The sequence below is a fragment of the Marinobacter fuscus genome, from assembly GCF_003007675.1.
GTDB classification, from domain to species: domain Bacteria; phylum Pseudomonadota; class Gammaproteobacteria; order Pseudomonadales; family Oleiphilaceae; genus Marinobacter; species Marinobacter fuscus.
Map to the genome: position 1 here is coordinate 97522 of NZ_PXNP01000076.1, position 23486 is coordinate 121007.

At 58.8% G+C, this 23486-nt stretch carries 21 protein-coding genes and 1 pseudogene; 11 read left to right on the forward strand and 11 right to left on the reverse strand.

The window, feature by feature from the left end; translation table 11 throughout:
* The first annotated feature begins 19 nt into the window (after window positions 1–19).
* A complete protein-coding gene (gene narL / locus C7H09_RS09995; RefSeq protein ID WP_106762379.1) occupies window positions 20–679 on the forward strand; it encodes a two-component system response regulator NarL in 660 nt (219 codons plus the stop codon).
* A 67-nt stretch (window positions 680–746) separates the two neighbouring features.
* Window positions 747–1232, forward strand: coding sequence for a ubiquinone anaerobic biosynthesis accessory factor UbiT (ubiT, locus tag C7H09_RS10000; RefSeq protein ID WP_106762380.1), 486 nt, complete (start codon window positions 747–749; stop codon window positions 1230–1232).
* Here ubiT and C7H09_RS10005 read toward each other — a convergent pair.
* From C7H09_RS10005 to C7H09_RS10025, 5 genes are read right to left on the reverse strand one after another with little or no spacing between them, the layout of a single operon-like run.
* Window positions 1210–3264: a putative bifunctional diguanylate cyclase/phosphodiesterase gene (locus C7H09_RS10005; protein ID WP_240616551.1), complete on the reverse strand. Its 2055-nt coding sequence runs from the start codon at window positions 3262–3264 to the stop codon at window positions 1210–1212. The genes ubiT and C7H09_RS10005 overlap by 23 nt on opposite strands.
* 20 nt (window positions 3265–3284) lie before the next feature.
* A complete protein-coding gene (locus C7H09_RS10010) occupies window positions 3285–4472 on the reverse strand; it encodes an NnrS family protein (RefSeq protein ID WP_106762382.1) in 1188 nt (395 codons plus the stop codon).
* Window positions 4465–5445, reverse strand: coding sequence for an ABC transporter substrate-binding protein (locus C7H09_RS10015; protein WP_106762383.1), 981 nt, complete (start codon window positions 5443–5445; stop codon window positions 4465–4467). The genes C7H09_RS10010 and C7H09_RS10015 overlap by 8 nt, the downstream gene beginning before the upstream one ends.
* Entirely contained in the window at window positions 5442–6182 is a 741-nt protein-coding gene (locus C7H09_RS10020; protein WP_106762384.1) for an ABC transporter ATP-binding protein, read from the reverse strand. Before C7H09_RS10020 ends, C7H09_RS10015 begins: the two co-directional genes overlap by 4 nt.
* A 10-nt stretch (window positions 6183–6192) precedes the next feature.
* Entirely contained in the window at window positions 6193–6978 is a 786-nt protein-coding gene (locus C7H09_RS10025) for an ABC transporter permease (RefSeq protein ID WP_106762385.1), read from the reverse strand.
* 196 nt (window positions 6979–7174) lie between these two features.
* On the opposite strand from C7H09_RS10025, the gene C7H09_RS10030 reads away from it, so the two are divergent.
* Window positions 7175–9244 (forward strand): TonB-dependent receptor plug domain-containing protein, encoded by a 2070-nt coding sequence (locus tag C7H09_RS10030; RefSeq protein WP_106762386.1) that lies wholly within the window; start codon window positions 7175–7177, stop codon window positions 9242–9244.
* Window positions 9245–9279: 35 nt separating this feature from the next.
* Here the strand turns inward: C7H09_RS10030 and C7H09_RS10035 are convergent, their stop codons facing one another.
* Window positions 9280–10077 carry an iron-sulfur cluster assembly protein gene (locus C7H09_RS10035; RefSeq protein WP_240616552.1) on the reverse strand — a complete coding sequence of 266 codons (798 nt, stop codon included), beginning with the start codon at window positions 10075–10077 and terminating at the stop codon, window positions 9280–9282.
* 134 nt (window positions 10078–10211) lie between these two features.
* Between C7H09_RS10035 and C7H09_RS10040 the strand changes: the two genes are divergently transcribed.
* Window positions 10212–10883 (forward strand): hemerythrin domain-containing protein, encoded by a 672-nt coding sequence (locus C7H09_RS10040; RefSeq protein ID WP_106762388.1) that lies wholly within the window; start codon window positions 10212–10214, stop codon window positions 10881–10883.
* Window positions 10884–10897: 14 nt separating this feature from the next.
* Here the strand turns inward: C7H09_RS10040 and C7H09_RS10045 are convergent, their stop codons facing one another.
* From C7H09_RS10045 to C7H09_RS10055, 3 genes are read right to left on the reverse strand one after another with little or no spacing between them, the layout of a single operon-like run.
* Window positions 10898–11125, reverse strand: coding sequence for a hypothetical protein (locus C7H09_RS10045; protein WP_106762389.1), 228 nt, complete (start codon window positions 11123–11125; stop codon window positions 10898–10900).
* A gap of 15 nt (window positions 11126–11140) precedes the next feature.
* The gene (locus C7H09_RS10050; RefSeq protein ID WP_106762390.1) at window positions 11141–12841 is read right to left on the reverse strand and encodes an NADPH-dependent assimilatory sulfite reductase hemoprotein subunit; all 1701 of its coding nucleotides are present in this window, start codon (window positions 12839–12841) and stop codon (window positions 11141–11143) included.
* Window positions 12841–14631: an assimilatory sulfite reductase (NADPH) flavoprotein subunit gene (locus C7H09_RS10055; protein WP_106762505.1), complete on the reverse strand. Its 1791-nt coding sequence runs from the start codon at window positions 14629–14631 to the stop codon at window positions 12841–12843. Before C7H09_RS10055 ends, C7H09_RS10050 begins: the two co-directional genes overlap by 1 nt.
* A 271-nt stretch (window positions 14632–14902) precedes the next feature.
* On the opposite strand from C7H09_RS10055, the gene C7H09_RS10060 reads away from it, so the two are divergent.
* Both C7H09_RS10060 and C7H09_RS10065 read left to right on the forward strand, forming a co-directional pair.
* Window positions 14903–16141, forward strand: a complete 1239-nt coding sequence (locus C7H09_RS10060; RefSeq protein ID WP_106762391.1) for an NAD(P)/FAD-dependent oxidoreductase — start codon at window positions 14903–14905, stop codon at window positions 16139–16141.
* Between the two features lie 113 nt (window positions 16142–16254).
* Window positions 16255–16968, forward strand: a complete 714-nt coding sequence (locus C7H09_RS10065) for a succinate dehydrogenase iron-sulfur subunit (protein ID WP_106762392.1) — start codon at window positions 16255–16257, stop codon at window positions 16966–16968.
* Between the two features lie 43 nt (window positions 16969–17011).
* On the opposite strand, the gene C7H09_RS10070 is transcribed toward C7H09_RS10065, so the two are convergent.
* Window positions 17012–17326, reverse strand: coding sequence for a hexameric tyrosine-coordinated heme protein (locus C7H09_RS10070; RefSeq protein ID WP_201785338.1), 315 nt, complete (start codon window positions 17324–17326; stop codon window positions 17012–17014).
* A gap of 342 nt (window positions 17327–17668) precedes the next feature.
* Here C7H09_RS10070 and C7H09_RS10075 point away from each other — a divergent pair, with 342 nt between their 5' ends.
* From C7H09_RS10075 to C7H09_RS10090, 4 genes are read left to right on the forward strand one after another with little or no spacing between them, the layout of a single operon-like run.
* Window positions 17669–19276, forward strand: coding sequence for a cbb3-type cytochrome c oxidase subunit I (locus C7H09_RS10075; protein ID WP_106762393.1), 1608 nt, complete (start codon window positions 17669–17671; stop codon window positions 19274–19276).
* Window positions 19273–19878 (forward strand): cbb3-type cytochrome c oxidase subunit II, encoded by a 606-nt coding sequence (locus C7H09_RS10080; RefSeq protein WP_058341682.1) that lies wholly within the window; start codon window positions 19273–19275, stop codon window positions 19876–19878. Before C7H09_RS10075 ends, C7H09_RS10080 begins: the two co-directional genes overlap by 4 nt.
* Before the next feature lie 8 nt (window positions 19879–19886).
* On the forward strand, window positions 19887–20483 hold the full coding sequence (locus C7H09_RS10085; RefSeq protein ID WP_206074303.1) for a c-type cytochrome: 597 nt from the start codon (window positions 19887–19889) through the stop codon (window positions 20481–20483).
* 1 nt (window position 20484) lies between these two features.
* Window positions 20485–22806 (forward strand): heavy metal translocating P-type ATPase, encoded by a 2322-nt coding sequence (locus tag C7H09_RS10090; protein WP_206074304.1) that lies wholly within the window; start codon window positions 20485–20487, stop codon window positions 22804–22806.
* Here the strand turns inward: C7H09_RS10090 and C7H09_RS20220 are convergent.
* Window positions 22786–22893: pseudogene (locus C7H09_RS20220) on the reverse strand (DUF2892 domain-containing protein); the annotation flags it as partial. The gene C7H09_RS10090 and the pseudogene C7H09_RS20220 sit on opposite strands and share 21 nt — an antisense overlap.
* A 64-nt stretch (window positions 22894–22957) precedes the next feature.
* On the opposite strand from C7H09_RS20220, the gene C7H09_RS10100 reads away from it, so the two are divergent.
* On the forward strand, window positions 22958–23407 hold the full coding sequence (locus tag C7H09_RS10100; RefSeq protein ID WP_106762394.1) for a hypothetical protein: 450 nt from the start codon (window positions 22958–22960) through the stop codon (window positions 23405–23407).
* Window positions 23408–23486 lie beyond the last annotated feature (79 nt).

Below are 23486 nucleotides of genomic sequence, written 5' to 3' on the forward strand. Positions count from 1 at the left end.
AGGACACACGAGAGAGACCATGTCTGACACACCCGCAAGCATTCTGTTAATTGACGACCACCCCCTACTGCGTCAGGGCATCAAACAGCTGATCGGCCTGGAAGGAGATATGGAAGTGGTCGGCGAGGCCAGTAATGCCATAGACGGTATCCGCCTGGCCACCGAGCTGGAACCGGATCTGATCCTGATGGACTTGAACATGCCCGAAATGGACGGCATCGACGCCCTGAAGAGCCTGCGCGAGAAGAACATTAGCTCCCGGATTGTCATGTTCACCGTCTCTGACCAGGAAGACGATGTGGTTGCCGCCCTGCGCGCCGGTGCCGACGGCTACCTGCTAAAGGATATGGAGCCTGACGACATGATCGCCCAACTGCACCAGGCTGCGGTTGGCAAAATGGTGATCAGTGACCGGCTGACCACGCTGCTAGCCGAGGCGCTGCGTTCCAACAAACCCCAACAGACCAGCCGCCCGGATTTCGACAGCCTGACCCCACGGGAAAAAGACATTCTGCGGCTGATTGCCGAGGGCCTGTCCAACAAGATGATCGGCCGCAAGCTCGACATCAGCGATGGCACCGTCAAGGTGCACGTAAAACACCTTCTTAAAAAACTCAACCTGCGCTCGCGGGTAGAAGTGGCGGTCTGGGCCGTGGAAGAAGGGCTGCACAAAGCCTGAGTTATATCAAACCGTCGGCCGTGGCTTTCCGGTACTCTGGGCAAATTACCATCGCCCGGAGTATGCCATGGCCTTCAGCCTTCCCCCCATCGCCGCCCTGCACAGCCCCCTGCTTGATCAGTCCCTGGCGGTGATCCGCGACTACCTGCCCTCCCCGGCTCCGGTGCTGGGCATGGTCGACCGGAAAATCCCCATGCCGTTCAAGCAACTGCTGGCTGAGGCACCACTTAACCGGCTGTTTGCCCAGGCCATTGAAGAGGGCGAGTTTGATGACTTTGAGGGCCGAACCCTACGCCTGGAAGTGAACGGTGGGCACCCGGGTGTGACTCTGGGGTTCTGGGCTGGCCGGCTGAGGCTGGTGGATGGCCCGGGCGAAGCCACCATTCGCGGCTCTCTGGCCGCCTTCAAAACCCTGGCCGAACGCAAACAGGATCCGGATCAACTGTTTTTCCAGCGGCGACTGGTGATCGAAGGCGACACCGAGCTGGGCCTGGCCCTGAAGAACCTGCTCGACAGCCTGGACTGGAATCTCAGCTTTCGGGCACTGCTGTAATATCTCCCGGGCGAAGCTCCCGCCACTCGGGAAACGGCTGCCAGTTGCTCACCCATACCGGCAACTGGCTTGCAGGTATAGGCGGCGACATGGCGTAGCCCTGGGCATACTCACAGCCCAGGGCCAGCAAGGCCTGGCCCTGGGTCACGGTTTCCACACCTTCGGCAATCACGGTTTTACCAAATGCCCTGGACAAACCAATAACCCCCTTGAGTATCAACAGGTTTTCATCATTGCCTTCCACACCAGCAACAAAGCTCTGGTCGACTTTGAGCGTATCAACCGGCAACCGTTGCAGATAGGACAGCGACGAATAGCCGGTACCAAAATCATCCAGCGAAAAAGTAACACCCAGCGCCCGGCAGTCTTTAATTACCTGAACAGCCTTATCCAGGTCGGCCAACGCCGCCGTTTCCAGAATCTCCAGATCCAGCCTTGAGGGAGTAATCTGCGGGTACTGCGAGAGGATCATCGACAAACGGCTGGTAAAGTCATCGGATTGCAGGTGCACGGCCGAAATGTTCACCCCGACGTTCAACACCATTCCCTCCTTATCCCACGCGCTCATTTGCTTCAGGGCCTGCTGCAACACCCATTCCCCGAGTTGGATATTCAACTGGTGATGCTCAACTTGAGGAAGAAAGCGACCGGGTACCAGCAGCCCCTCTTCCGGGTGCTGCCAGCGAATCAGCGCTTCTGCACCAGCCACCTCGCCCGTGTGCATATTCACCTTGGGCTGGAAGTACAACCGGAATTCGCCGTCCTCCAGACCCCGCCGAATACCGGCCAGTACCATCTGGCGGGCATGGTGCTGCCCCTGCTCATAGGCATCCAGGTATATCCAGCCGCCCTTGGCTTCTTGCTTGGCCCTGTACAAAATATGGTACGCCTGACGCAGAATGGTTTCTGCTGCGATCGCCCCCGGCCCGGGAAACAACACGATGCCAGCAGTAAACTCCAGTACAACCTGATGCCCATCCAGGTCGAAGCGCTGGTTTGCCGTTAGTTTCAGGGCTGAAAGGCGGGATTCCAACTGGTTGGCGTCTGGTAGCAGCACCGTAAATTCATCCCCGCCGGTGCGTGCCAGAACGGCATCACATGGCAGGGCGTCCAGCCAGCGCCGGGTGAGTAACCCCAACAGGCGATCAGCCGCGTCTTCGCCAAGCAGGTTGTTAACGAGGGCAAAATTGTCCAGATCTATGGCTATCAGCACCCCGGAGCCGTCGGATCTTGGTTCGGCATCCATCCACTCATTGACAGCGCGGATGATACCGTTGCGGTTCCAGAGTCCGGTCAGGCCGTCGGTGTAGGCCAATGCTTCCAGGTGCTTCTGGTATTCGCTGGCCTGCTGCTCCAGCGCTTTGTTCAGGCGTTCGTTCTGAATACGCTGTACTTCCTCCTCCGCCCGGTGCCGGGCCATTTTCTCCCGCATCAGCTGGATGGTCAGCGCCGACAATTTGCCGTAGATCTCCAGCAAGGCATTGACCAGCACAGAAATAGTGCCACTGAGCTCGGCGTCTACCCTCTCCCGGGCCTCGGCCATGGTCAGCCCGTCGCGCAAGGCCTTTACCGTGAGCGCCATGCGCCGGTCAGACTCGAGAATGTGAAACGCCAGCCAGCGGGTCAGGTAATCAAACAACTCCATTAGAGTCTCTTCGCCCGGATCGTCCCGCTGTTTGAACATCTGGATGCGGACAAAAAACATCTGGTGCGAATCGTGATGGTTACGGGCAACATCTGACCCGCCCATCGCCTCATTCCAGATGGTCTCTTCATACTCGAAATGATAGGCCGCGTAGGCCAGCAACTCTTCAAGGATATGCTCGGTGGAGAGCTCCGAGGCGTCGGAGGCGAAATGCCAGGCGAGCCGATTCAGGATACTGACCAACACCCTATGCTGTTCGTCTATATCCTCAAGGCCGGTTTCGAAGTTCCGATTCCATGGAAATATCTCAAAGACATCAGACTCTTTCTGCCCCAACGCCATCTTGCGCTCCTGAGTTCCCGGCAACTGACGTACAGCATAGCTCAAAAAGCACCAATCGCATCCGCTCAGCCAGGCAAGCCGTCCGCCCTGCTCGACAGCAAAAACCGGCCATAGGCGAAGACATAAAGAACGTAGGTTATCAGCCAGAACACGAAGGGCAGGCCCACACCCGCCAGCAGATAGTATTCCGGCAGGACAACCGGGATAAATGTGCGAAGGGTGGCCGTTGTTACCAGCGCCAGCAACGCGGGCCAGATAAGTTTGGGCAACAGCAGAGCACGGCCGGTGTGGCGCAGACCGGCAATGCAGAACACCGCGAGAATGGCGGTGCCGGCAGCGCCCGCAGATAAGGCATGGCGGCCAGTGTAGCCTGGCAAGCTGTCGATGAGTGCCGTTATCCCAACCAGCACCAGCCCCACCACCATCCAGACATAGGCCACCGTCAACAGCAGTAGATACAGCCGCGACATGGCACGCCCCCAGGGCCATTCGCTCAGACGATCGGCCTGGGCCGCGGCCGCTGCCAGCGCAATCCAGCCGGTCACCGGGTGGCCGGGTGCCAGTAAGTCGGCAACAACAAACAGGATCAGAGCCGCCACCGCCAGATGCTCCCGGGCCGGTGTCAGCCGCCCTGGCCCGGCCAACCCAAGATGCTTTCGAGCCTCCATTGCGACCACCCGAACTATGCGGCTGGCGGTCAGGGCAATCAACACCAGCAAAATGTTCACCGTGGCATTTAATACCTCAACCGGCGTCAGCCCCCACACCCATTCTGGCGACAGCCAGGTAATATAAAACAACGCCTGGGCCAGAATAAATGCCGCAAGCGCCGCACCAATACTCAGGTGTCGTCGCCCTGCCTGAGACCAGAGCCCTGGCAACGCCCAGAACAGCAATGCCAATGGAAACGCGAGATTGACCAGCGCCACCAATGGCCCCGGCACAATCGCTGACAGCCAGAACACAAGGCGCCCGGATAACCACAACGCAACCAATGCGGCCAGCGGCTTACCCGCAACAGGCGGTACATTGGCCCAGGATGGCACTGACGTAAGAAGAAAACCCACCAATGCCGCGCTGGCAAAACCAAACAGCATTTCATGGCCATGCCAGGCCAGCGGTGGCAGAGCCATCGGCAGAGTAAACTGTTGCAGCAAAGCGCCTACCCAGGGCAACAATGCCAGGGGCGCATAAAGCGCACCCAGCAGGAAAAACGGCCGAAAGCCGTACGCCAGCCAAGGGTGATTAAACATAATAGAAATCCGCACCCGGCAACTCACCGCCAATAAACCCCGGTGAGAGTTCCGACAAGGCGGTAAAAAAGTTCTCCAGTGCCGGGCGCGCCTCTGCCGCCGTTACCATGTTCAGAATGGTTCGTTTAATCGCCCCTTCAAACACCGGTTTGGCCAAAGGCGCGTGCTCGGCCCCCAACTGCGCAGCCGCCGATGGCTCCTGCACCACCCAGTCAACCGCCCGGCCGATCGAGGCCTGCAATGCAGCCACCTGCCCTGGATGTTCATCCAGCAACTCCCGCCGACAAAGCACACCCGCCTGCGGCAACATGGGCTTGCCACCGGCCAGCCGAGCCCACTCCTGCTGCAGATCGAGCTCCCGGGGCGTCTGGCCGAACTGAACACTCTGCAGCCGGGTGGCCGTGCGCATGGGTTCGGGCAATACCGCTGCATCCAGCCGCTGGGCAATGTACATCTGTACGGTTTCAAAGGGGCTCGACTGGTAACTGATTTTCAGATCCCGCCCCACTTCCAGGCCTGCCCGTGCCAGCAGATAACGAAACACCAGATCCGGCATATCGCCACGCCAGGGTACGCCCACATGACGACCGGCCAAGTCTTCAATGGCCGCCAACGGGCCTCGGGATTCCAGGCCCAGAATGCCGAGGGTGCCCCAGACATTTACACTCATCAGCACCACGGGCACACCCCGGTTATAAAGGTTGGCCGCCACATTGGTAGGCGTGGCCGTCACCGACGCTTCGCCCCGGGCCAGCCAGGCTCGAAGCTGGTCAGGATCTTTCCAGTGGCGCAGTTCCGGCTCCGGAACCTGTTGGGTGAACTCCGGGTCTTGCAGCGCCCGGGCTAAAATAACCTGTGGTAAACCCAAAGGCGTTGCGGCAATTAGCGACGGAGCCGCCAGCACCCGCTGCAAGGGCAGCGCCGACAACAGGGCAGACGCAGCCGCCAGTTGAAGAAGTTCACGACGGTTCATGCCACCTCCGAGTCCGGGTGAAAAAGAAAACTGTCTTGTACCACAGGCTGCCGAAGTAAATGCCCGGCCTCCTCATACAGCCAGGCCGGAGTACGCTCGGCAAACGGTGTGCTCACCCGGTGTTCACAAACCACTGTGCCGGGCGCACCTGAGAGGACCACCACCCGATGCGCCAGGCGCAGGGCTTCGGTAAGGTCGTGGGTAACCATCAGTGTGGCGATACCCTGATCCACCACCAGGCACTGAACCAGTCCCTGGGCCTCGCTTCGTAACCCCACATCCAGCGCACTGAAGGGTTCATCCAGTAACAGGAAATCGGCATCTACCGCCAGCGCCCGGGCCAACGCCACCCGCTGCTGCATGCCGCCAGACAGCTCATGGGGAAAATGCTGGTCATACCCGGCCAGCCCCACTTTGTCTGCCAGTGTCCGGGCACGGGCCAGGCGTTCATGGCGATTTACCCCCCGGGCTTTCAACCCCAGGGCAATATTGTCGAGCATCCGGCGCCAGGGCAGCAGCCGCGGCTCCTGGAACACCGCCGCTGTGGTGCGAAAATGGTTCTTCATGTGGCCTGAGCTAACCTCAACCGCGCCCGCGGCAAGCCTCAACAAGCTGGTTTTGCCGCAGCCGGAAGGCCCCACCAGGCAGACGGATTCGCCAGCGGCCACCTGCAGGTTTACATTCGCCAGAATACAATTCGGGCCCAGATCCAGCGATACCTGTTCACACATCAACATAATCCACTCCTCACTGCGGCGGCATCGGGCCACGGGCCTGTCGCCAGGGCTCAATCTTCTTTTGTAGTGGCCGCAGCAATCCATGCTCCGCCACCAGCAACAGCACCACAATCACCACAATCCAGGCCATGGCACCGGCGGTATCCAGGCTCACCCTGGCCATGGCCATACCCGCACCCACACCATCTTCGGTGGCAAACAGCTCGGCCATTACCGTGACCTTCCAGGCCACCCCCAGAGCGGTAATCAGCGCGGGAAAAACATAAGAGACAATGTGGGGCAGGTAGAAGTCCCACAGGCGCATGGGCCAGGGCACCAGGTAAACATCGGCCATTTCCTGCAGCCGGGCATCCAGGGTTCGGGCACCAATCTGGGCTCCGGCAAAGGCGACCGGCACCGTGGTTGCGACAACCGTATAGATAGCCGCCAGCGAGCCGCTGCCAAACCAAAGCAGAGCCAGCACAATCCAGGCAATGGGGGGAATACCCAGCAGCACCGTAGAAATTGGCTCCAGCGCCCGCCCCAGGGTATGGGACAAGCCTGCCAGCAACCCCAGCCCAACACCCGCCAGAGCGGCAATCGCAAAGCCGCTCATGGCCCGCCAGGTGGTTGCCCAGACCGCGGCCCAGAGCTGATCGTTGCCCGCAAATGTCAGCAGTGAAGCCAGAGCATCTCTGGGGCCGGGCAACAGGAAGCTGCCATAGGCCAGACTGCCCCATTCCCATAAGGCTACGAACAACAGAACCCCGGTGAGGCTACCGCCCCACCCCAGAACCGTTCGAATCAGACTCCCCATCGATATTGCCTGCCCTGATCATTCAATTTGTACCGCCAACCACACGTTTCCATCCGGTTTGGTTCAATCCGAAAAATGAAAACCAAGTTTACCCGCCACCATGCGCCATTCTGTTGATGGAAATCAAATGATAATGAATGATATTCGCGATATAGTTGAGATACATTCTCAATTATCCCCATCCACGGAGTCGTCAATGAAACTGAACCGTCGCCCACTGGCTCTTGCTGTAGGTTTTCTCTCCACCCTGCCCGGTACTTACGGTTTTGCGGCTACCGGCCCCGAGTTGCAGGAGTTGGTGGTGACTGCCAAAGGCTATGAGGCCGATACCCTGGAAACCGCCAGTTCAACCGAGCAACTGACCACCGGCGATACCGCCGCCAGCAAAACCGCCGGAGACCTGTTCCGGGGCCAACCCGGCCTGGCCGTGCAGGGCGACGGAGGCGCCTGGGGCGGCAATCCGGTCATTCGCGGCCAGCGCAAAGAGAGCCTGGTGATGCTGGTGGACGGTGTACGCCTGAACTCCGCCCAACCCCAGGGCGCCATTGCCTCTCTGGCTGACATGAGTCTGCTGGATACGGTGGAAGTGGTGAAAGGGCCTGCGTCGGTGTTGCACGGCACCGGTGCCATGGGCGGCGCCATCAACCTGCGCACGCCCGAAGCCCGCTTTGCCGACCAGGCCCAGGCCCGTGGCCGGTTCTCCGGCAGCACCGGCACCGTAGACAGCAGCCTGGCGGGTGGCGCCCTGCTGGAGCTCTCCAGCCCGAACCATGGCCTGGTGCTCGGCGCAGCCGCCAAAGACGTGGACGACTACGAAACGCCCGATGGCGAGATAACCAACAGCGGCTTCCGCTCGGAATCCTTTCTGGCGAAATACGCCCTGCGCATCAGCGACAGCCAAAAGCTGACCCTGAACCTGCAAAATCACGAAGACCGGGATGTCTGGTATCCCGGTTCTGCCAAGCCCGGCCCTGGCGGCAATGGCACCCTGGTTATCCACTCACCGAAACAGAAGCGCACACTGGCAGAGCTGGGTTATACCGCAGATATTGGCCCCGGCACGCTCGAAACCAGCGTTTACCGCCAAGAAGTCGACCGGCAAATTCGCGCCTGGTGGGATTTCAAAGACCGCAACCAGGTGTGGAACAATGTCAGCTTTCGAACCGATGGCGCCAAAGCCCAGTATCGCCTGCCCCTGGGCGCCAACCACTTGCTGACGGTTGGCGCAGAGGGCTGGGAAATGACCGGCGATCCCAAACGCTTCACCTACAACCCTCCAATGTCGGATAACGCCATCGCCAATTCCCCGTTCCGGAACGGCGAGATCGAAAGCCAGGGCGTGTTCCTGCAGGACGACATCATGGCTGGCAACTGGAACCTTCAGCTCGGTGCCCGCTATGACCGGGTCACCGGAGATGCCCGAGTGGTCGGCAATGGTTCCGGTGCCAAAACTGAGGGGTTGGAAAACACGGCAGAAACCCTGTCCTGGTCGGTTGGCGCTATCTACAACCTGAATGACATGGTGAATCCGTACATCAATCTGGGCACCGCCTACCGGGCACCGGATATGCGGGAGCGGTTTGAGGACGCTGCCCGTGGCGACGGCTATTTCCACCGGGGCAACCCGCAACTCGACCCGGAAAAATCCACCAGCGCCGAGCTTGGCCTGAAGGGCCGGGGGCGACTGGGGCAGTACCAGCTTGCGGCATTCTATACCCGTATCGACGACTACATTGCCGGTCGCATCACTGGCCAGAATCACCCCCAGAACAACCTGCCCATCAAGCAGACGGAGAATCTGGACGAGGTAGAAATCTACGGTGCCGAAGCCGGGTTTCTGATGCCTCTGGAGGCCCTGAACGCGAGCGCACCCGCCATTGATCTGGACGGCAGCCTGACCTGGTTGCGCGGCGAGAACAAACAAGACGATGAGCCGCTGTACCAGATGCCCGCACCGGAACTGACTCTGGGGCTCGGACAGCAACATCGCCCGGGATTCAACTGGCATGGCCAGGTACGGGCCGTAGCGGAGCAGGATCGCACGGCCGATGCTTTCTCCAACGGAACAGAAGCCCAGACCCCAGGCTACGCAACCCTGGATCTGGAGCTGGGCTGGAATTTCGGTACCACCGGCAGTCTGCGCGAACTGGAGGTGACTCTGGAAGGCAATAACCTGCTCGACAAGCGCTACCACGAGCACTTGACCGATGGCGGCATCCTGTCACCGGGCCGGGGGCTGGTGGCCAGGCTGGCCGGGCGTTTCTGAACCTGCGGGTTTGAGCCGTTTCCCTACGGAGCGGCTCAGATCAGCCCCAACTCCAGCCGGGCATCGTCGTCCAGGTTGTCATAACTCCAGGGGGGATCAAATACGATCTCCACCTGGCATTCTTTAACCAGTGGAACCTGGGATACGTTGTCCCGGACATCCGCTGCAATCACATCCCCCATGCCACAGGTTGGTGAGGTCAGCGTCATGGTGACACAGACTTTGCCACTTTCCTGATCAATGTCCAGCCCGTAGATCAGCCCCAGACTCAGGACATTCACCGGAATTTCCGGATCGTATACCTGCCGCAGGGCATCCTCGCACTGGGCTTTGCTGATCTGGCCATCCGCCGGTGTTTCGAAAACCGGCACATCGCTGAATAACCCGATGCCCCGAGCAACATCCGGGGCCAGGCGATACAAGTTGCCGTTGTAGTTAATGGTAAAGCTGCCACCCAACGCCTGGGTAATCGACACCGTGGCACCGGCGGGCAGGCTTACCGGGGTGCCATGGGGCACATGCAGCCCAACACAGGTATCGGGCAGTTCAAAGGTTTCCGGCGGCCGCGCAGGTTTCTTGCTGTTCGGCGCCTTGATCGCCAGCATCTGGCCCGAGCCATGCCGGTCAACATCGATCTTCATGTCCTGCAGATACGGCGCACTGAGTGCGTCAATGTAGAGCACCAGATCCCCAAACTCGGCCCGGGCGTCGCTGGCCTTTTCTTCACCGGGCGGACAGTACGCCAGACAAGTTTCCGCTTGCGAGGTGCCGCCTTTGTCGACAAACACCCGGGCCGCCATGCCAGGTACATTCTGCCTCGCCAGTAGGTTCAATAAATAATTCCGGGCTTCTGATGTGACTTCAGCATTAACGTTCATCTCACTCCCACTTGTTGGCAATAATTCTCATTGACAGATCTTTAACATGCATCTATTATAAATCTTAATGCAAGAAAAGGAGCCGCGCCATGAGATATCAAACCATTCTTGGAAGCTGTAGCACGACCACGGTCAACCAGCTGATCCATCGCTGCCCCGAGACACTATCGGTTTTCCGAAAGTACGTACCCGACATCCCTGAAGATTCCCCCGTAACCGTTAAAGCTCTGGCGGAAGAATCCGGAGCTGCACCCCAGGCACTGTGCCGGGATCTGTTTGATGTTTACATGGAGCACAACCCACTGGAAGACCTGGACACCGACCTGCTGCTGAAACTGATCGCGGAAAACTACGACGCCAGACACTTGGAAGAACTGCCCAAGCTGCACCGGCTCGCCCGCAAGATTGAAGCGGTTCACAGAGCAAACCCGGACGTACCAAAAGGCATCACGCTGGCGGTCAAAAAGCTGGAGGACACACTCCGGAATCACATCGAGAAGGAACACACACACGTAATGAATCAGATGGTGCATGACCAGCCACCTCGCCAGGAAACACCCATCGCTCAAATGAACGAAGAGCATTCAGCCTTAAAGCAGCAGCTGAGCAAACTGCGCGACATGACTCATAACTACCAGGCACCGGCGTCTGCCTGTCGCTCCTGGAAACGCTTCTATCATGAACTGCAGGCTCTGGATTTCGGGCTTTCCGAGCAAATTTACCTGGAACGGGATGTGCTGTTCCCGCGCTTCCAGTTCTGAAGGAGGAACCCCGGTCAGGCCGGGGTTTCGTTTTTCTGAAGATACTCCCGGTACACCCGGACAGAGGCCAGCAGGCTTTCCCGATAAGCGGCACCGTATTGATTGCCATCGGAATCTGATTCTCTGATGGCAGACTCGTATTGCGCAACACCCTGCCGTGCAAAGGTCAACGCCGCTGCCATACCATCTCGGTTCTCAACAAAGGCCAGCCTTTGCCATTCCCGACCCTCCGGGGTATCCATTCATTGCCTCCAGAATTATTTCATCGCTTTATGCAGCATAGCGGGTGTGCGCTCGGCTTCAACCACACCACTGCGCACCAGAAAATCACCGAAATGTTCACCAGCCTGGCGCTGCTCACCATAGGCACGGAACAACGGGCGCAAGGTATCCAGGATGGTGTCAACGTCAATATTTTCCCGGTACAGGCGATTCATCCGCTGGCCGGAGAAATCCGCCCCCAGGTACAGGTTGTATTTACCCACGGCCTTGCCGGTGAGTGCGATTTCTCCCAGATAGGGCCGGGCACAGCCATTGGGGCAGCCGGTAATCCGGATATTGATGGCGTCTGGCTCTAGCCCTTCCTCCGCCATCAAACGCTCGATACGGTCGATAAAACCGGGCAGAAAGCGCTCGGATTCCGCCATAGCCAGACCGCAGGTTGGCAGCGCGACACAAGCCATTGAGTGCTGGCGCAAGGGTGTTCTGCGGTGACCAGCATCCAGGCCATATTCGGCTACCAGCGCGTCGATCTTGGGCTTGTGCTCCGGCGAGACACCGGCAATCACCAGGTTCTGGTTACAGGTAATGCGGAAGTCGCCGTCATGGTTTTCGGCAATTTTCCGCAACCCGGCTCGAATGGGGCCGCCCGCCTCGGTATCGGCAACGCGGCCGGTTGGGATCAGCAGGGTCAGATGCTGCTTTCCGTCTTCGCCTTCTACCCAACCAAAACGGTCGCCATTGCTGGTCAGACTGAAGCTCCGGGCCGGTTCAAAACCCCGACCATGATATTCCGCAAAACGCTCGCGGAACCAGTCCATTCCGTAGTCGTCGATGGTGTATTTGAATCGGGCATGAGCCCGATTGGTGCGGCACCCAAAATCCCGCTGAATGGCACAGATAGCCTGACAGGCATCAACAATCCGTGATTTCGGCACATAACCGGCCATGGTTGCCAGCCGGGGGTAGGTGCCCGGGTCGCCATAGGTCAGGCCCATACCGCCACCCACAACCACATTAAAGCCCTCGATACGGCCATCCTCCACAATGGCAATCAACCCGATGTCGTTGGCGAACACATCGCAATCATTTTCCGGAGGTACCGCCAGCGCGATCTTGAATTTCCGGGGCAGATACTTGTATCCGTAAAAAGGCTCTTCCTCTTCACCCAGCGCAGCCACCCGTTCTTCGCCAAGCCAGACTTCACCATAGGCACCGGATCGCCAACGCAAACGATCGCTGATCGCCTGCGAGAGTTCGTGAATCTCCCGGTGCAGGTGCGACAGCTCGGGATTCACATTGCTGATGACGTTGCGGTTTACATCGCCGCAGGCACCCCGGGTATCTAGCCCCAGCTCATTCACCATGGCCATGAAGGTTTGCATCTTCTCTTTGAAAATGCCATGAAACTGGAAGGTCTGTCGGGTCGTTAACCGCAACGTAGAATTCGCACATTCGTCTGCGATTCTGTCCAGCCCCAGCCATTGTCTGCTGGACAATACGCCGCCCGGCAAACGCAACCGAACCATGAACTGGTAGAGCGGCTCGAGCTTCTGGCGCCGGCGTTCATCCCGTACGTCCCGGTCGTCCTGCTGGTAACTGCCGTGGAATTTGGTCAGCTTGGTGTCGTTGTCCGGCAAGGCGCCCGTGGCACGATCCTGCAAGCCCTGCAGTATCGTACCCCGCAGGTAGTCACTTTGTTGTTTGATCTGCTCTGCTTCTGGTAGTTTCTCAGTCATCAGTACACATCCCGCTGGTAACGTTTATCCCGATTCATTTGCCGCAGGTAGTCCTCGGCTTCCGCCAGGGTCATTTCCCCCTGTTCGCTGACCAGCGTCAGCAGGGTCTGGTGAACATCCGGTGCCATCTTTTCTGCATCACCACAGACATAGATCGAAGCGCCCTGCTGCAGCCAGGCCCAGACCTCGCCCGCCTGCTCAGCCAGACAATGCTGCACATAGCGTTTTTCAGCCTGATCACGGGAGAAGGCCACATCCAGCCGGGTCAGCAATCCATCACGGCGCCACTTGATCCACTCGGTCTGATAGAGGAAATCACTGCGGAAGTGCCGATCACCAAAAATCAGCCAGTTATCGCCACTGGCACCCCGTTCTTCGCGTTCCTGCATAAAGGCGCGGAAAGGCGCAACCCCGGTCCCCGGGCCGATCATGATGATCGGGGTGGCGTCGTCTGAGGGCAGTGAAAAGTTCTTGTTCGGGTCGATATACACGGGCAGTTGATCGCCTTCGACCAGCCGGTCGGCCAGCCAGCAGGAGGCCACGCCCTCCCGGTCGCGCTGGTGACTGTGATAACGCACTGCCGCCACCGTGATATGCACCTCATCTTCCTCTGCACTCTGACTGGAACTGATGGAATACAATCGCGGAGGCAACTTGCGTAACAGGCTAACCAGCGCCTGGGGCTCCAGGCCCTCAACCGGCCATTGCGTGATCAGATCCAGAAAATCCCGCCCGGCGGTCCACAGCCTTAATTCCTCCGGATTATCAGCCAGTGCCCGCAGTTCATCATGGCCAGCCAATTCGGCCCACTGTTTCATCAGCGGCGGCGTCAGCAGGGTAATCTCCCGCTCCAGACGCAACACGTCCGCCAGCGCCCGAGGTTCACCATCCAGCTCCACCCGGGCATCAGCCTCGAATCCCAGAGCCGACAACACGGCTTGCACCAGTGCGGGGGCATTGATCGGGCAAACCGCCAGCGCATCGCCTGGTTGGTAGCGCAAATCCGAGCCTTCCAGCGACACTTCAATGTGGCGAACTTCCTTGTCCGATCCCTGGCCACTGAGCAGCTGATTGGTCAGTAGCGTCGCCAGAAACGGATGCTTGCGCCCGTAGACAGATTCCACCACAGGCCCAGCACCCGGCGTTGCAGCCAGCGGCTGGGAAGCGCCCGCCCGGGCGGCCATTACGTCCAGTAACCGCTCAATCCACTGCTCGGCCAGATCTTCATAATCCACATCGCAATCCACCCGTTGCGCCATGGCCGTCGCGCCCAGCCCTGCCAGCCGCTCATCAAACTCCTTGCCGGTCTGGCAGAACTGCTCGTAACTGGAATCCCCAAGCGCCAGCACGCTGTAATTAAGGTGCTCCAACTTGGGGGCTTTCTTGCCCATCAGAAACTCATGAAAATCCAGGGCATTGTCCGGTGGGTCGCCTTCACCCTGGGTTGAGGTCACCAGGGCCAGCCATTGCTCCTGGCGAATCTGTTTGGGTTTGTAATCGGCAAGATCCACCAGCCGTGCCTTGATGCCCTTGTCTGCCGCACGGGCAACCAATTGCTCCGCCACGCCCTCGGCATTACCCGTCTGTGAGCCGAACAACACCGTCAATTCCGACTGCGGTACATCGCTGTTCACTGGCGCGCTCTGTGTGGCCGCTGGCGTTCCCTGGCAGTAACCTGCCAGATAACCTGCCAGCCAGTGGGCCTGATCGCGGTCAAGCCCGTCCAGAAGCTGCCTAAGTTGCTGTTGTTGCGCTCCCGTCAGTGGGGATGCACTGAAATCTGCTGCCATAAAAAACCCCGTGGTATCGGCCATCGTGTTCGAAAGCCGGTAAAAGTGTCACGGGCACTCTAGAAAGCGGGCACAAGCCCCATAAATCAGATTGTTTTCATGAGCCTTATCGATTAAGCCGATAAGAAAATTAACTCAATGTTTTTTATGATGTTTATCTATATAAAAAATCGTTCCATCGAAAATGATCTCGATCATCTTATGTTTTTTAGGCTTGACCCTATCATCCGTTCAAAACATTTGGTTCTAAACAGAAAGAGGGAACAGATAGATGACTGACACCGGGCAAACCCAGGAGCACCAGATTGTCGTGGTCGGTGCAGGTGCGGCTGGCACCAGCGTGGCGGCGTCTTTGTTAAGGCAGCAGCCAGGGCTGGACGTAGCCATCGTGGAGCCCAGCGACATCCATTACTACCAGCCCGCCTTCACTCTGGTGGGCGGCGGTGCTTACTCGCTGGCAAAAACAGCCAGGCCACAGGCCCAAACCCTGCCCACTGGAGCCCGCTGGGTAAGAGCCGCTGTCGCTGATTTACAACCGGAGAAAAACACCCTTACGCTGTCAGACGGGCGCACACTCGGCTACCAGATTCTTGTGCTGGCACCGGGATTGAAACTGGACTGGGACGCAGTGGATGGCTTGCGGGAAGCCATAGGGCGAAACGGAGTCTGCAGCAATTACGATCCCTCTCTGGCGGAATACACCTGGCAATGTTTGCAGGCGTTCCGGGGCGGTAAAGCTCTGTTCACTCAGCCCTCAACGCCTATCAAATGTGCCGGTGCGCCGCAGAAAATCGCCTACCTGGCGGCGGATTATGTGCGCCGAAAATGGCTGGCAGACAACAGCAAACTCAAGTTCTATTCCGGGGGCAGTGCTCTGTTCAGCGTGGCGGATTTTGTACCGCCGCTGACCCAGGTGGCCAAGCGCTACAACGTTGCTCTGCTGATGAATCACAACCTGATTGCGGTGAATGGCGCCAGACGCGAAGCGACCTTCCGTTTTACCAACAGCGCAGGCGAGACCACAGACGTGACCGAGACTTTCGATATGCTGCACGTGACACCGCCGCAGTGTGCCCCGGATTTCATCCGCAACAGCTCACTGGCCAACGAAGGCGGCTGGGTGGATGTCGATCAGCACACGCTGCAGCATGTCCGCCATGACAACGTATTCAGTCTGGGCGATGCCAGCTCACTGCCCACCTCCAAAACAGCCGCAGCTATTCGCAAACAGTCACCGGTCGCAGCGGCCAACATACTGACCAGACTGGCCGACAAACCACTTGAAGCCCATTACGACGGCTATACCTCCTGCCCGGTGGTGACCGGCTATGGCAAGGTAATGCTGGCGGAATTCATCTATGGCGGAAAAGTCACGCCCACCCTGCCCCTGAGCCCGTTCAAGGAATCCCGGTTTTACTGGCAGGTGAAAAAGCGTGGCTTGCCACCTTTTTACTTTGACTACATGCTCAAAGGCAAAGAGGGCGACCTTGCCCACAAGGCCATTGGCTAGTGTCCCGGGAAGCTGTGATAACAAGCTCATCGATGAAACCGACTCTGAATTCATCTGCTATTCTGCATTTAAACCCACACTTGAAATGAATAATTTTAAGGAGGGCAGAATTGATGGAAGCTTTAAAGGTACGAGTCTACCGTTATAACCCGGAGCAGGATTCAGTACCCTGGTATCAGGATAGCGAAATTGATGGCAGTTTCCGCAACCGGATGGTTCTTGATGTTCTGGAACACCTGAAAACACGGGACGTTACGCTGTCGTTTCGCCGCTCCTGCCGGGAAGGCGTATGCGGCTCTGATGGGCTGAACATCAACGGCCGAAACGGGTTGGGCTGCATCACCCGGGTTGCCGATATCCTCGGTAAGAAAAACCTGCTGGAGATTCGGCCACTGCCGGGTATGCCTGTGATCCGGGATCTGGTGGTGGATCAGTCGCTGTTTTTCAAACAGTACGAGAAGGTGCAGCCCTGGCTGATCAATGATGAGCCGACACCGGCCATCGAGCGACTGCAAAGCCCGGAAGACCGGGCCAAACTGGACGGCCTGTACGAGTGCATTCTGTGTGCCTGCTGCACCTCGGCTTGCCCGTCCTGGTGGTGGAACCCGGAAAAGTACATCGGGCCTTCCGGGCTGTTACAAGCCTACCGTTTTCTGGTGGATTCCCGCGATACCGCCACCCAGGAACGACTGGTCCGACTGGAAGACCCATTCAGCGTGTTCCGCTGTCGGGGCATCGGCAATTGTACCGCCTACTGCCCGAAAGGCCTGAATCCGATGAAAGCCATTGGCCATATCAAGACCATGCTGGTAAAAACACGGGTGTGAGACAGACCCGGCCAGACGCGGTACTGGTCGGGTGCTCAGCGTTTTATTTCCAGTAGTTATTGGCAGCAGCCACGGTCTGAAAGTGCACCGCAATCACTTCTGAGGCGTGGATCAGTGCCTCACCATCCTGGGAATACTCGGCTCGCTCACGAAACAGCACCTCCTTGTTCGACTGGGTACTTTTCACGCCCATACGGGACAGCTTGATCGCCAGTTCAAATCCTTGCTGCGGGGTTTCGGTGATCAGGCTCGGCAGCCAAACGTCGGTCTTTTTTTCGTCTTCGGCGTGGCCAGCCAGGGGAAACGCTAACAGTACAGCAGCCAGTATCATCAATGACTGTCGTTTTAGATGGGTCATCTGAAGCTCCTTGATCTCATCTCTTGTTATTTGGACATCCAATGGCGGCCCCTTAACCGAATACCAAGGCCACCCTCTCAACATTAAGAACTACGATAGAGCCATTTTCAATACACCTTAAGTGCCAAAAGAAATCATCAAAAAGCGCTTCTCCCCGAAAAATCGCCTTCACGGCCAGGGTAAATTGATCTGAATCAATTTACCGTTCGATACTTCCGCCGGTTAATCTTATGGTTACCAAGGGTTGTGCTGAAAAGAGCCTGTCAGGCACATCCGTTTCACTCACTCACATTGAATACGGTCAAATTAACGCATTTTAAATAAATCTAATCGGGAAGATCTATGACGCCCACCATTGCCGTTCTCCTGATCATCACCTTTCTGCTCTCGACTGTCGGCCTGTTACTGCTGATCTGGTCGATCGCCAACAATCAGTTCAGTCACGGCCAGCAATCGGCCCGAACGATTTTCTCGCCCGGCGAGGAAGGTATCGGTGAAGACCCCGCAGAAGCACCACAACGGCAAAAACAGGAATTGCCCGATGCCGAATACCGGGCGCGGCACGATGCCGACCAATCCTCCCGCCTGGCAACCCTGAGTTGGCTGTCGTCCAGCGTCTTCTGGTTATTACTCGGTTCTGCCTACGGCTTGCTTTCATCGGCCAAGATGCACATGCCGGAACTGCTGGCGAACAGCGAGTTTCTGACCTTTGGCCGGGTTCGCCCCATGCACCTGAATGCGGTCACCTATGGCTGGGCCTCCATGGCCGGGATTGCCATTGCCCTTTTTCTGATTCCGCGGTTGTTCAAAACCCGCCTGGCCGGCGGCCGGTTTGCCGTTATCGGTGCCGTGCTCTGGAACATCGGCCTGGTGCTCGGGCTGGGGGCCATCAACCTGGGCCTGTCTGATGGTAAGGAATGGCTGGAGTTTCCCTGGCAGATTGACCTGTTGTTCGTGATCGGGGGTGCCCTGGCCGCGATTCCATTGCTACTGACCGCAAAACAACGAACCGTTTCCCACCTTTACGTCACCAGCTGGTATTTCTTGGCGGCGTTGGTGTGGTTTCCGTTCCTGTTTCTGATCGCCAACCTGCCCTACACCTTTCCGGGCACCTCCGGTGCCACGGTTAACTGGTGGTTTGCCCACAACGTGCTCGGGCTCTGGGTAACACCCATCGGCATCGGCATCGCCTATTACATGATCCCGAAAATAATGGGGCGGCCGATTATTTCCTATCAGCTATCGCTCATCGGCTTCTGGTCGCTGGCACTGTTCTACAGTCAGGTGGGCATCCATCACCTGGTGGGCGGCCCGATTCCCACCTGGCTGGTCACCCTGTCAATTGTGCATAGCGTGATGATGTCGATCCCGGTTATTACCGTCGCCATCAACCACCACGGCACCATGATGGGCAACTTTCACCGGTTGAAAGACTCACCCACACTGCGATTTGTCTGGATCGGCGCGTTGATGTACACCGTGTCGTCGTTACAGGGTTCCATGGAAGCCCTGCGCAGCGTCAATGTGATTACCCACTTCACGCATTACACCGTGGCCCACGCCCACCTGGGCATGTACGCCTTCCTCAGTTTTATTCTGTTTGGCGCGGTCTATTTCATCATGCCCCGGCTGATGAACTGGGAATGGCCGTGGCGGCGGTTGATTGCCCTGCACTTCTGGCTGGTAAGCATCGGCATCCTGATTTACGTGGTGTCTCTGACCATTGGTGGCTGGAAACAGGGCGTGGAACTGCTCACCGCCGACACACCGTTTATGGATATTGTAAGAATGACTCTGCCTTACCTCGAAGCAAGAACCATCGGTGGCAGCCTGATGACTGCTGGCCACATCGTTTTTGCGTTCCATTTTGTCGCCATGCTGTTGCGAAAAGGCCGGCTGCAAGACCAGCCCACCCTGTTTCGTAATCCGGCCCGGGAGGTAAGCCAATGAAACGCGCACTCGCAATCATGGTCGGCGCCGCGCTGATTCTGCTGCTGGCCACACTGACACTGGTGGTTATGCCCTATCTGCAAATGTCGGCAGAACAGGTGCCACCAGACTTGAAACCCTACACCGAGCGGCAACTCGAAGGGCGGCAAATCTACATTGCCAACGGCTGCGTTTACTGCCACAGCCAGCAGCCCCGCGATCCGTCCTTCGCCAGCGGCGACAAAGACCGCGGCTGGGGCCGCCCGTCGGTGCCCGGCGACTATGCCTACGACACGCCCCACCTGCTGGGCACCATGCGTACCGGGCCGGATCTGTTCAATATCGGTGCCCGCCAGCCCAGTAAAGACTGGCACCTGCTCCATCTTTATAACCCGCAGGCGGTGGTGAAAGACAGCATCATGCCACCCTACCGGTTCCTGTTCCGCTGGGTTCGCTCGGTGGGTGAGGACGACACTGTCGTCCGCTTGCCGGAACCCTATGCTCCGGAAGAAGGCTACATCGTCCCCACAGAACAGGCGCTGGCCCTGGTGGACTATCTGCTGGCTCTGGATCGAACCTATCCGGCACCGACGCTGCCCGAACCTGAAAAGACCCAGGAGTAACTGCCACCGTGATAACCGACAACGAACGCGCACGCCAGAGAGAAAACCCGGAACCCGAAGAAGGGATGCGGAAGACCCCGATGATCGTTTTGCTGTGGATTGCCGTGCTGATTGTCTGGGGGGTGGGCTACTACGCCTACAACATCGGCAAGCCATTACTGGGCGGCGACAGCCGCACGGCGCCAGAGGTAAACGTCAGCAGTGCCGGCGGCGAAGGCGGCAGTGGTATCAACGGAAAAACCGTATTCAATGCCCAGTGTGCAGCCTGCCATCAGGCTAATGGCCAGGGTGTGCCAGGAGCCTTTCCACCGCTCGCCGGCAGCAAGTGGGTGGTGGCGGCCCGCGATATTCCGATCGCTATTGTTCACGACGGGCTGCAGGGCCCGGTGGAGGTAAAAGGTCAGACTTACGAGGGCATGATGCCCGCGTTCAAAGGCACCCTGAGCAATGACGAAATTGCCGCCGTGCTCAGTTACATTCGTCAGGAATGGGGCAACCAGGCGGAACCCATCACCGGGGCCCAGGTGGAGGAACATCAGGCTGGCGTTGGCGAACGAGGGCCCTGGTCAGCCGATGAACTGAAGGAAACCTATCAGGCCCCCTGATGTGAACGCGCCACGCGTAGCAAGCAAGCAACAACCGGACGACACCATCCTGTTCGTTCGGGGCATGTACTGCGGCAGCTGTGCAGCCGCGGTGGAAAGCCTGCTCAAACGCCAGCCGGGGGTGCTGGATGCGGCCGTCAACTTTGCCGCCGGCACCGCCCTGCTGCGCTGGGACACCTCTCAAACCGGCATTGCAGCGTTGGCGCAGGTGGTTCACCGGCTGGGTTATCGACTGCAGGATGCGCCGCCGAGCGCTAATAGCCAGGGGGTCGATCTGGCCCGTAAGAAACTGCAGTGGCGACTGGCCGCTGCCGTAGTGTTCGGGATGTGGTGCATGATGCCCGCGCTGCTGGTTTACCTTGCGCCTCTGGGGCTGGTGGAGCCGGAGGCAACCTGGCCACTGGCGCTGGCCAGCGGCGTGTTTGCCCTGCCTGTCATCACCTACTCCGGCGCCCACTTCTACCACGCTGGCTGGCGCACGCTGCGCATGGGGGTGCCCGGGCTGGATACCCTGATTACCTTCGCGGTGGTGGCCGCCACCCTGCTATCCGCCTGGCGCCTGAGCCAGGGCGAGAGCCACGTCTACTTTGATGCGGCGGTCATGCTGATTACCTTTCAACTGATTGCCCGGCTGCTGGATACCAATGTACGGCGCCGGGCCACCGACATCATTCACCGCTATCTGGGTCAGAGCAACAGCAGCCCGGTGACTCTCGACGACGGCAGTTGCCGGCAAATACCGGCAGACCAGGCAACACCGGGCATGCATATTTTGCCGGAGGCCGGGCAACCGCTCTGCCTGGATGGCCAGATCGGCGCGGGCGAAGCACTGATCGATTTTGCGCTGATCACCGGCGAGAGCCAGCCCGTCCCGGTTCGGCCCGGCGACCGGGTGTATGCTGGCTGTGTAGTTATTGAGGGCTGCCCGAAAATCCAGGTAACCGCAGGGGTCGGCCAGCGGCGAATCGATGGTATTACCCGTGCCATACATCAACTCTTGTGCCGGAAAACTTCGCTGCAACGGCTGACCGATCGCATTGCCCGGGTGCTTTTACCCACCGTAGTGGTTGCAGCGTTGGCCTCGGTGGTGCTGGCCTGGTTTCAGGGAACAGCGCCGGGTGAATCACTGGCCCGGGGGCTGGCCGTGTTGATCATCAGTTGCCCCTGCGCCCTGAGCCTGGCCATTCCATTGGTGATAATGATGGGGTATGCCCGGCTGGCGACCCGGGGCATTTTGTTGCAGGATCCAGCCGCCTTTGAGTTGGCGGCTGATATTGAGGTGGTGGTTTTCGACAAAACCGGCACGCTCACCACCGACCGCCCCGCCATCGCAGCCTGCCATCCACAACCCGGCTGGACACCTCAGGCCCTGTTGCAACTGGCCATCAATACCCTGCAGGGCTCCAGCCATCCCACGGCCCGGGGCCTGGCACTGGAAGGTGCCCCCAGCCTGCCCGAAGACATGGGGACCCGCACCGCCATACCCGGCCAGGGAACCCTCTGGCGGTTAGCCGAGCATCGGGTACTGGCTGGTCGAAGTCGCTGGCTGGCACAGCAGGGAGTGAGCCTGCCAGAGTTGGCAGATACCGGCATGAGCCTGCACCTGGCCTTCGATGGCCAGTACGCAGGCCGGATTGATTTTCAGGAACGGCTGAATCCCGAGGCTGCCGGGCTAATCGAACAGCTCAAAGCCCGGGGCATCGCCATCTATATGCTCAGTGGCGATACCCGACGCTCCAGCCTGGCGCTGGCAAAACGCCTGAACATACCGCCAGCCAGGGTGATATCCGAAGCGTCACCGGAGCAAAAACTGCGGGTTGTCGAAAACCTGCAGAATCACTACCCCACCGCATTTATCGGCGATGGACTGAACGATGGCCTGGCGCTGGCTTCTGCCCGCATCGGCATCGCCATCAACACCGCCCCGGAGGCCGCTCAATCGGCCGCGGCGGTGCAGCTTACCGGTGGCCTGGGCACCGTTGCCAGCACGCTTGATTTTGCCCGCCAGGCGCGGCGGCTGATGCGGCAGAACCTGGTGTGGGCCATCGCCTACAACGGCCTGGCTCTGCCGCTGGCGGTAGCAGGCTGGGTGCAACCGGTGATCGCCGCAGTGGCTATGTCCCTGAGCAGCCTGTGTGTGCTCGGCAACAGCCTGCGCATTCACCACGGCGATCAAACCCCGATCAACACCTCCGAACCCGGTCAAACCAGGTCTGAATCACGCATCCCGCAGCCCGAGCTTGCGCAAGATCATCATCGCCGGGCACCATCGGGTAAACGCCGACTGAATCAGGTTGAGTGCTATAAAGCCGGTGAACAATAACCAGTAAGGGCTTACGTAATGGGCAAGCAGGATCGACACCAGGGTAAATACCCCGGCCATCAGGCGAAGGCCTTCATTAACCGTCATAATCAATCTCCCAAGTTGGTATAAAAACCTAAACCATCCCCTTTATCCAAAACAGGACGTGTTCATGTCACTGGCCGAAAAACTCTGCCTCAGCGCCGCTGCGCTTTTCTTTATCACCGGCCTGCTGACCGGTGTCTGGAAGTACGCCTGCATAGCCCGAAGCCCCAGGGCTGCGGCACCGCGCTATGTGGACATTGCCCACCGCAGCTCCCTGATGTACAGCTTTGCCGCGCTGTTACTGGCCTGGCTGGCCCGCTACAGTGTTTACCCGGATTGGCTGAACACCCTGGCGGCCGCTTCTGCCCTGAGCTTTTTCGCACTGGCCATTGGCACCTACATAATCCACGGCATTCTGCGCGACACCAGCAACCAGTTACGCAAGCCACACCGGCTGGGCACAGCCTCCCTGCCTGGCTGGCTGATACACGGCTTTATGGTGGCCCTGATTGTTGCTGAAATCGGCGGCTCGCTGATTCTGAGCACAGGCGCCCTGACCGGAATCTGGAACCTGTAACCAAGCTTATCGCCATTACCCGCCCGGCTCAGTGACAATGTCACCAAGCGCTCGGGCCTGTTGGCGAATCCGATGTCTG

Bases quoted from the DNA above. Each gene is read 5' to 3' on its own strand.
- C7H09_RS10065 (WP_106762392.1), top strand. From the start codon at position 16,255: ATGGAAGCTTTAAAGGTACGAGTCTACCGTTATAACCCGGAGCAGGAT.
- C7H09_RS10050 (WP_106762390.1), bottom strand. From the start codon at position 12,841: ATGACTGAGAAACTACCAGAAGCAGAGCAGATCAAACAACAAAGTGAC.
- C7H09_RS10070 (WP_201785338.1), bottom strand. From the start codon at position 17,326: ATGACCCATCTAAAACGACAGTCATTGATGATACTGGCTGCTGTACTG.
- narL (WP_106762379.1), top strand. From the start codon at position 20: ATGTCTGACACACCCGCAAGCATTCTGTTAATTGACGACCACCCCCTA.
- C7H09_RS10100 (WP_106762394.1), top strand. From the start codon at position 22,958: ATGTCACTGGCCGAAAAACTCTGCCTCAGCGCCGCTGCGCTTTTCTTT.
- C7H09_RS10060 (WP_106762391.1), top strand. From the start codon at position 14,903: ATGACTGACACCGGGCAAACCCAGGAGCACCAGATTGTCGTGGTCGGT.
- C7H09_RS10075 (WP_106762393.1), top strand. From the start codon at position 17,669: ATGACGCCCACCATTGCCGTTCTCCTGATCATCACCTTTCTGCTCTCG.
- C7H09_RS10030 (WP_106762386.1), top strand. From the start codon at position 7,175: ATGAAACTGAACCGTCGCCCACTGGCTCTTGCTGTAGGTTTTCTCTCC.
- C7H09_RS10055 (WP_106762505.1), bottom strand. From the start codon at position 14,631: ATGGCAGCAGATTTCAGTGCATCCCCACTGACGGGAGCGCAACAACAG.
- C7H09_RS10080 (WP_058341682.1), top strand. From the start codon at position 19,273: ATGAAACGCGCACTCGCAATCATGGTCGGCGCCGCGCTGATTCTGCTG.
- ubiT (WP_106762380.1), top strand. From the start codon at position 747: ATGGCCTTCAGCCTTCCCCCCATCGCCGCCCTGCACAGCCCCCTGCTT.
- C7H09_RS10040 (WP_106762388.1), top strand. From the start codon at position 10,212: ATGAGATATCAAACCATTCTTGGAAGCTGTAGCACGACCACGGTCAAC.
- C7H09_RS10045 (WP_106762389.1), bottom strand. From the start codon at position 11,125: ATGGATACCCCGGAGGGTCGGGAATGGCAAAGGCTGGCCTTTGTTGAG.
- C7H09_RS10025 (WP_106762385.1), bottom strand. From the start codon at position 6,978: ATGGGGAGTCTGATTCGAACGGTTCTGGGGTGGGGCGGTAGCCTCACC.
- C7H09_RS10010 (WP_106762382.1), bottom strand. From the start codon at position 4,472: ATGTTTAATCACCCTTGGCTGGCGTACGGCTTTCGGCCGTTTTTCCTG.
- C7H09_RS10020 (WP_106762384.1), bottom strand. From the start codon at position 6,182: ATGTTGATGTGTGAACAGGTATCGCTGGATCTGGGCCCGAATTGTATT.
- C7H09_RS10015 (WP_106762383.1), bottom strand. From the start codon at position 5,445: ATGAACCGTCGTGAACTTCTTCAACTGGCGGCTGCGTCTGCCCTGTTG.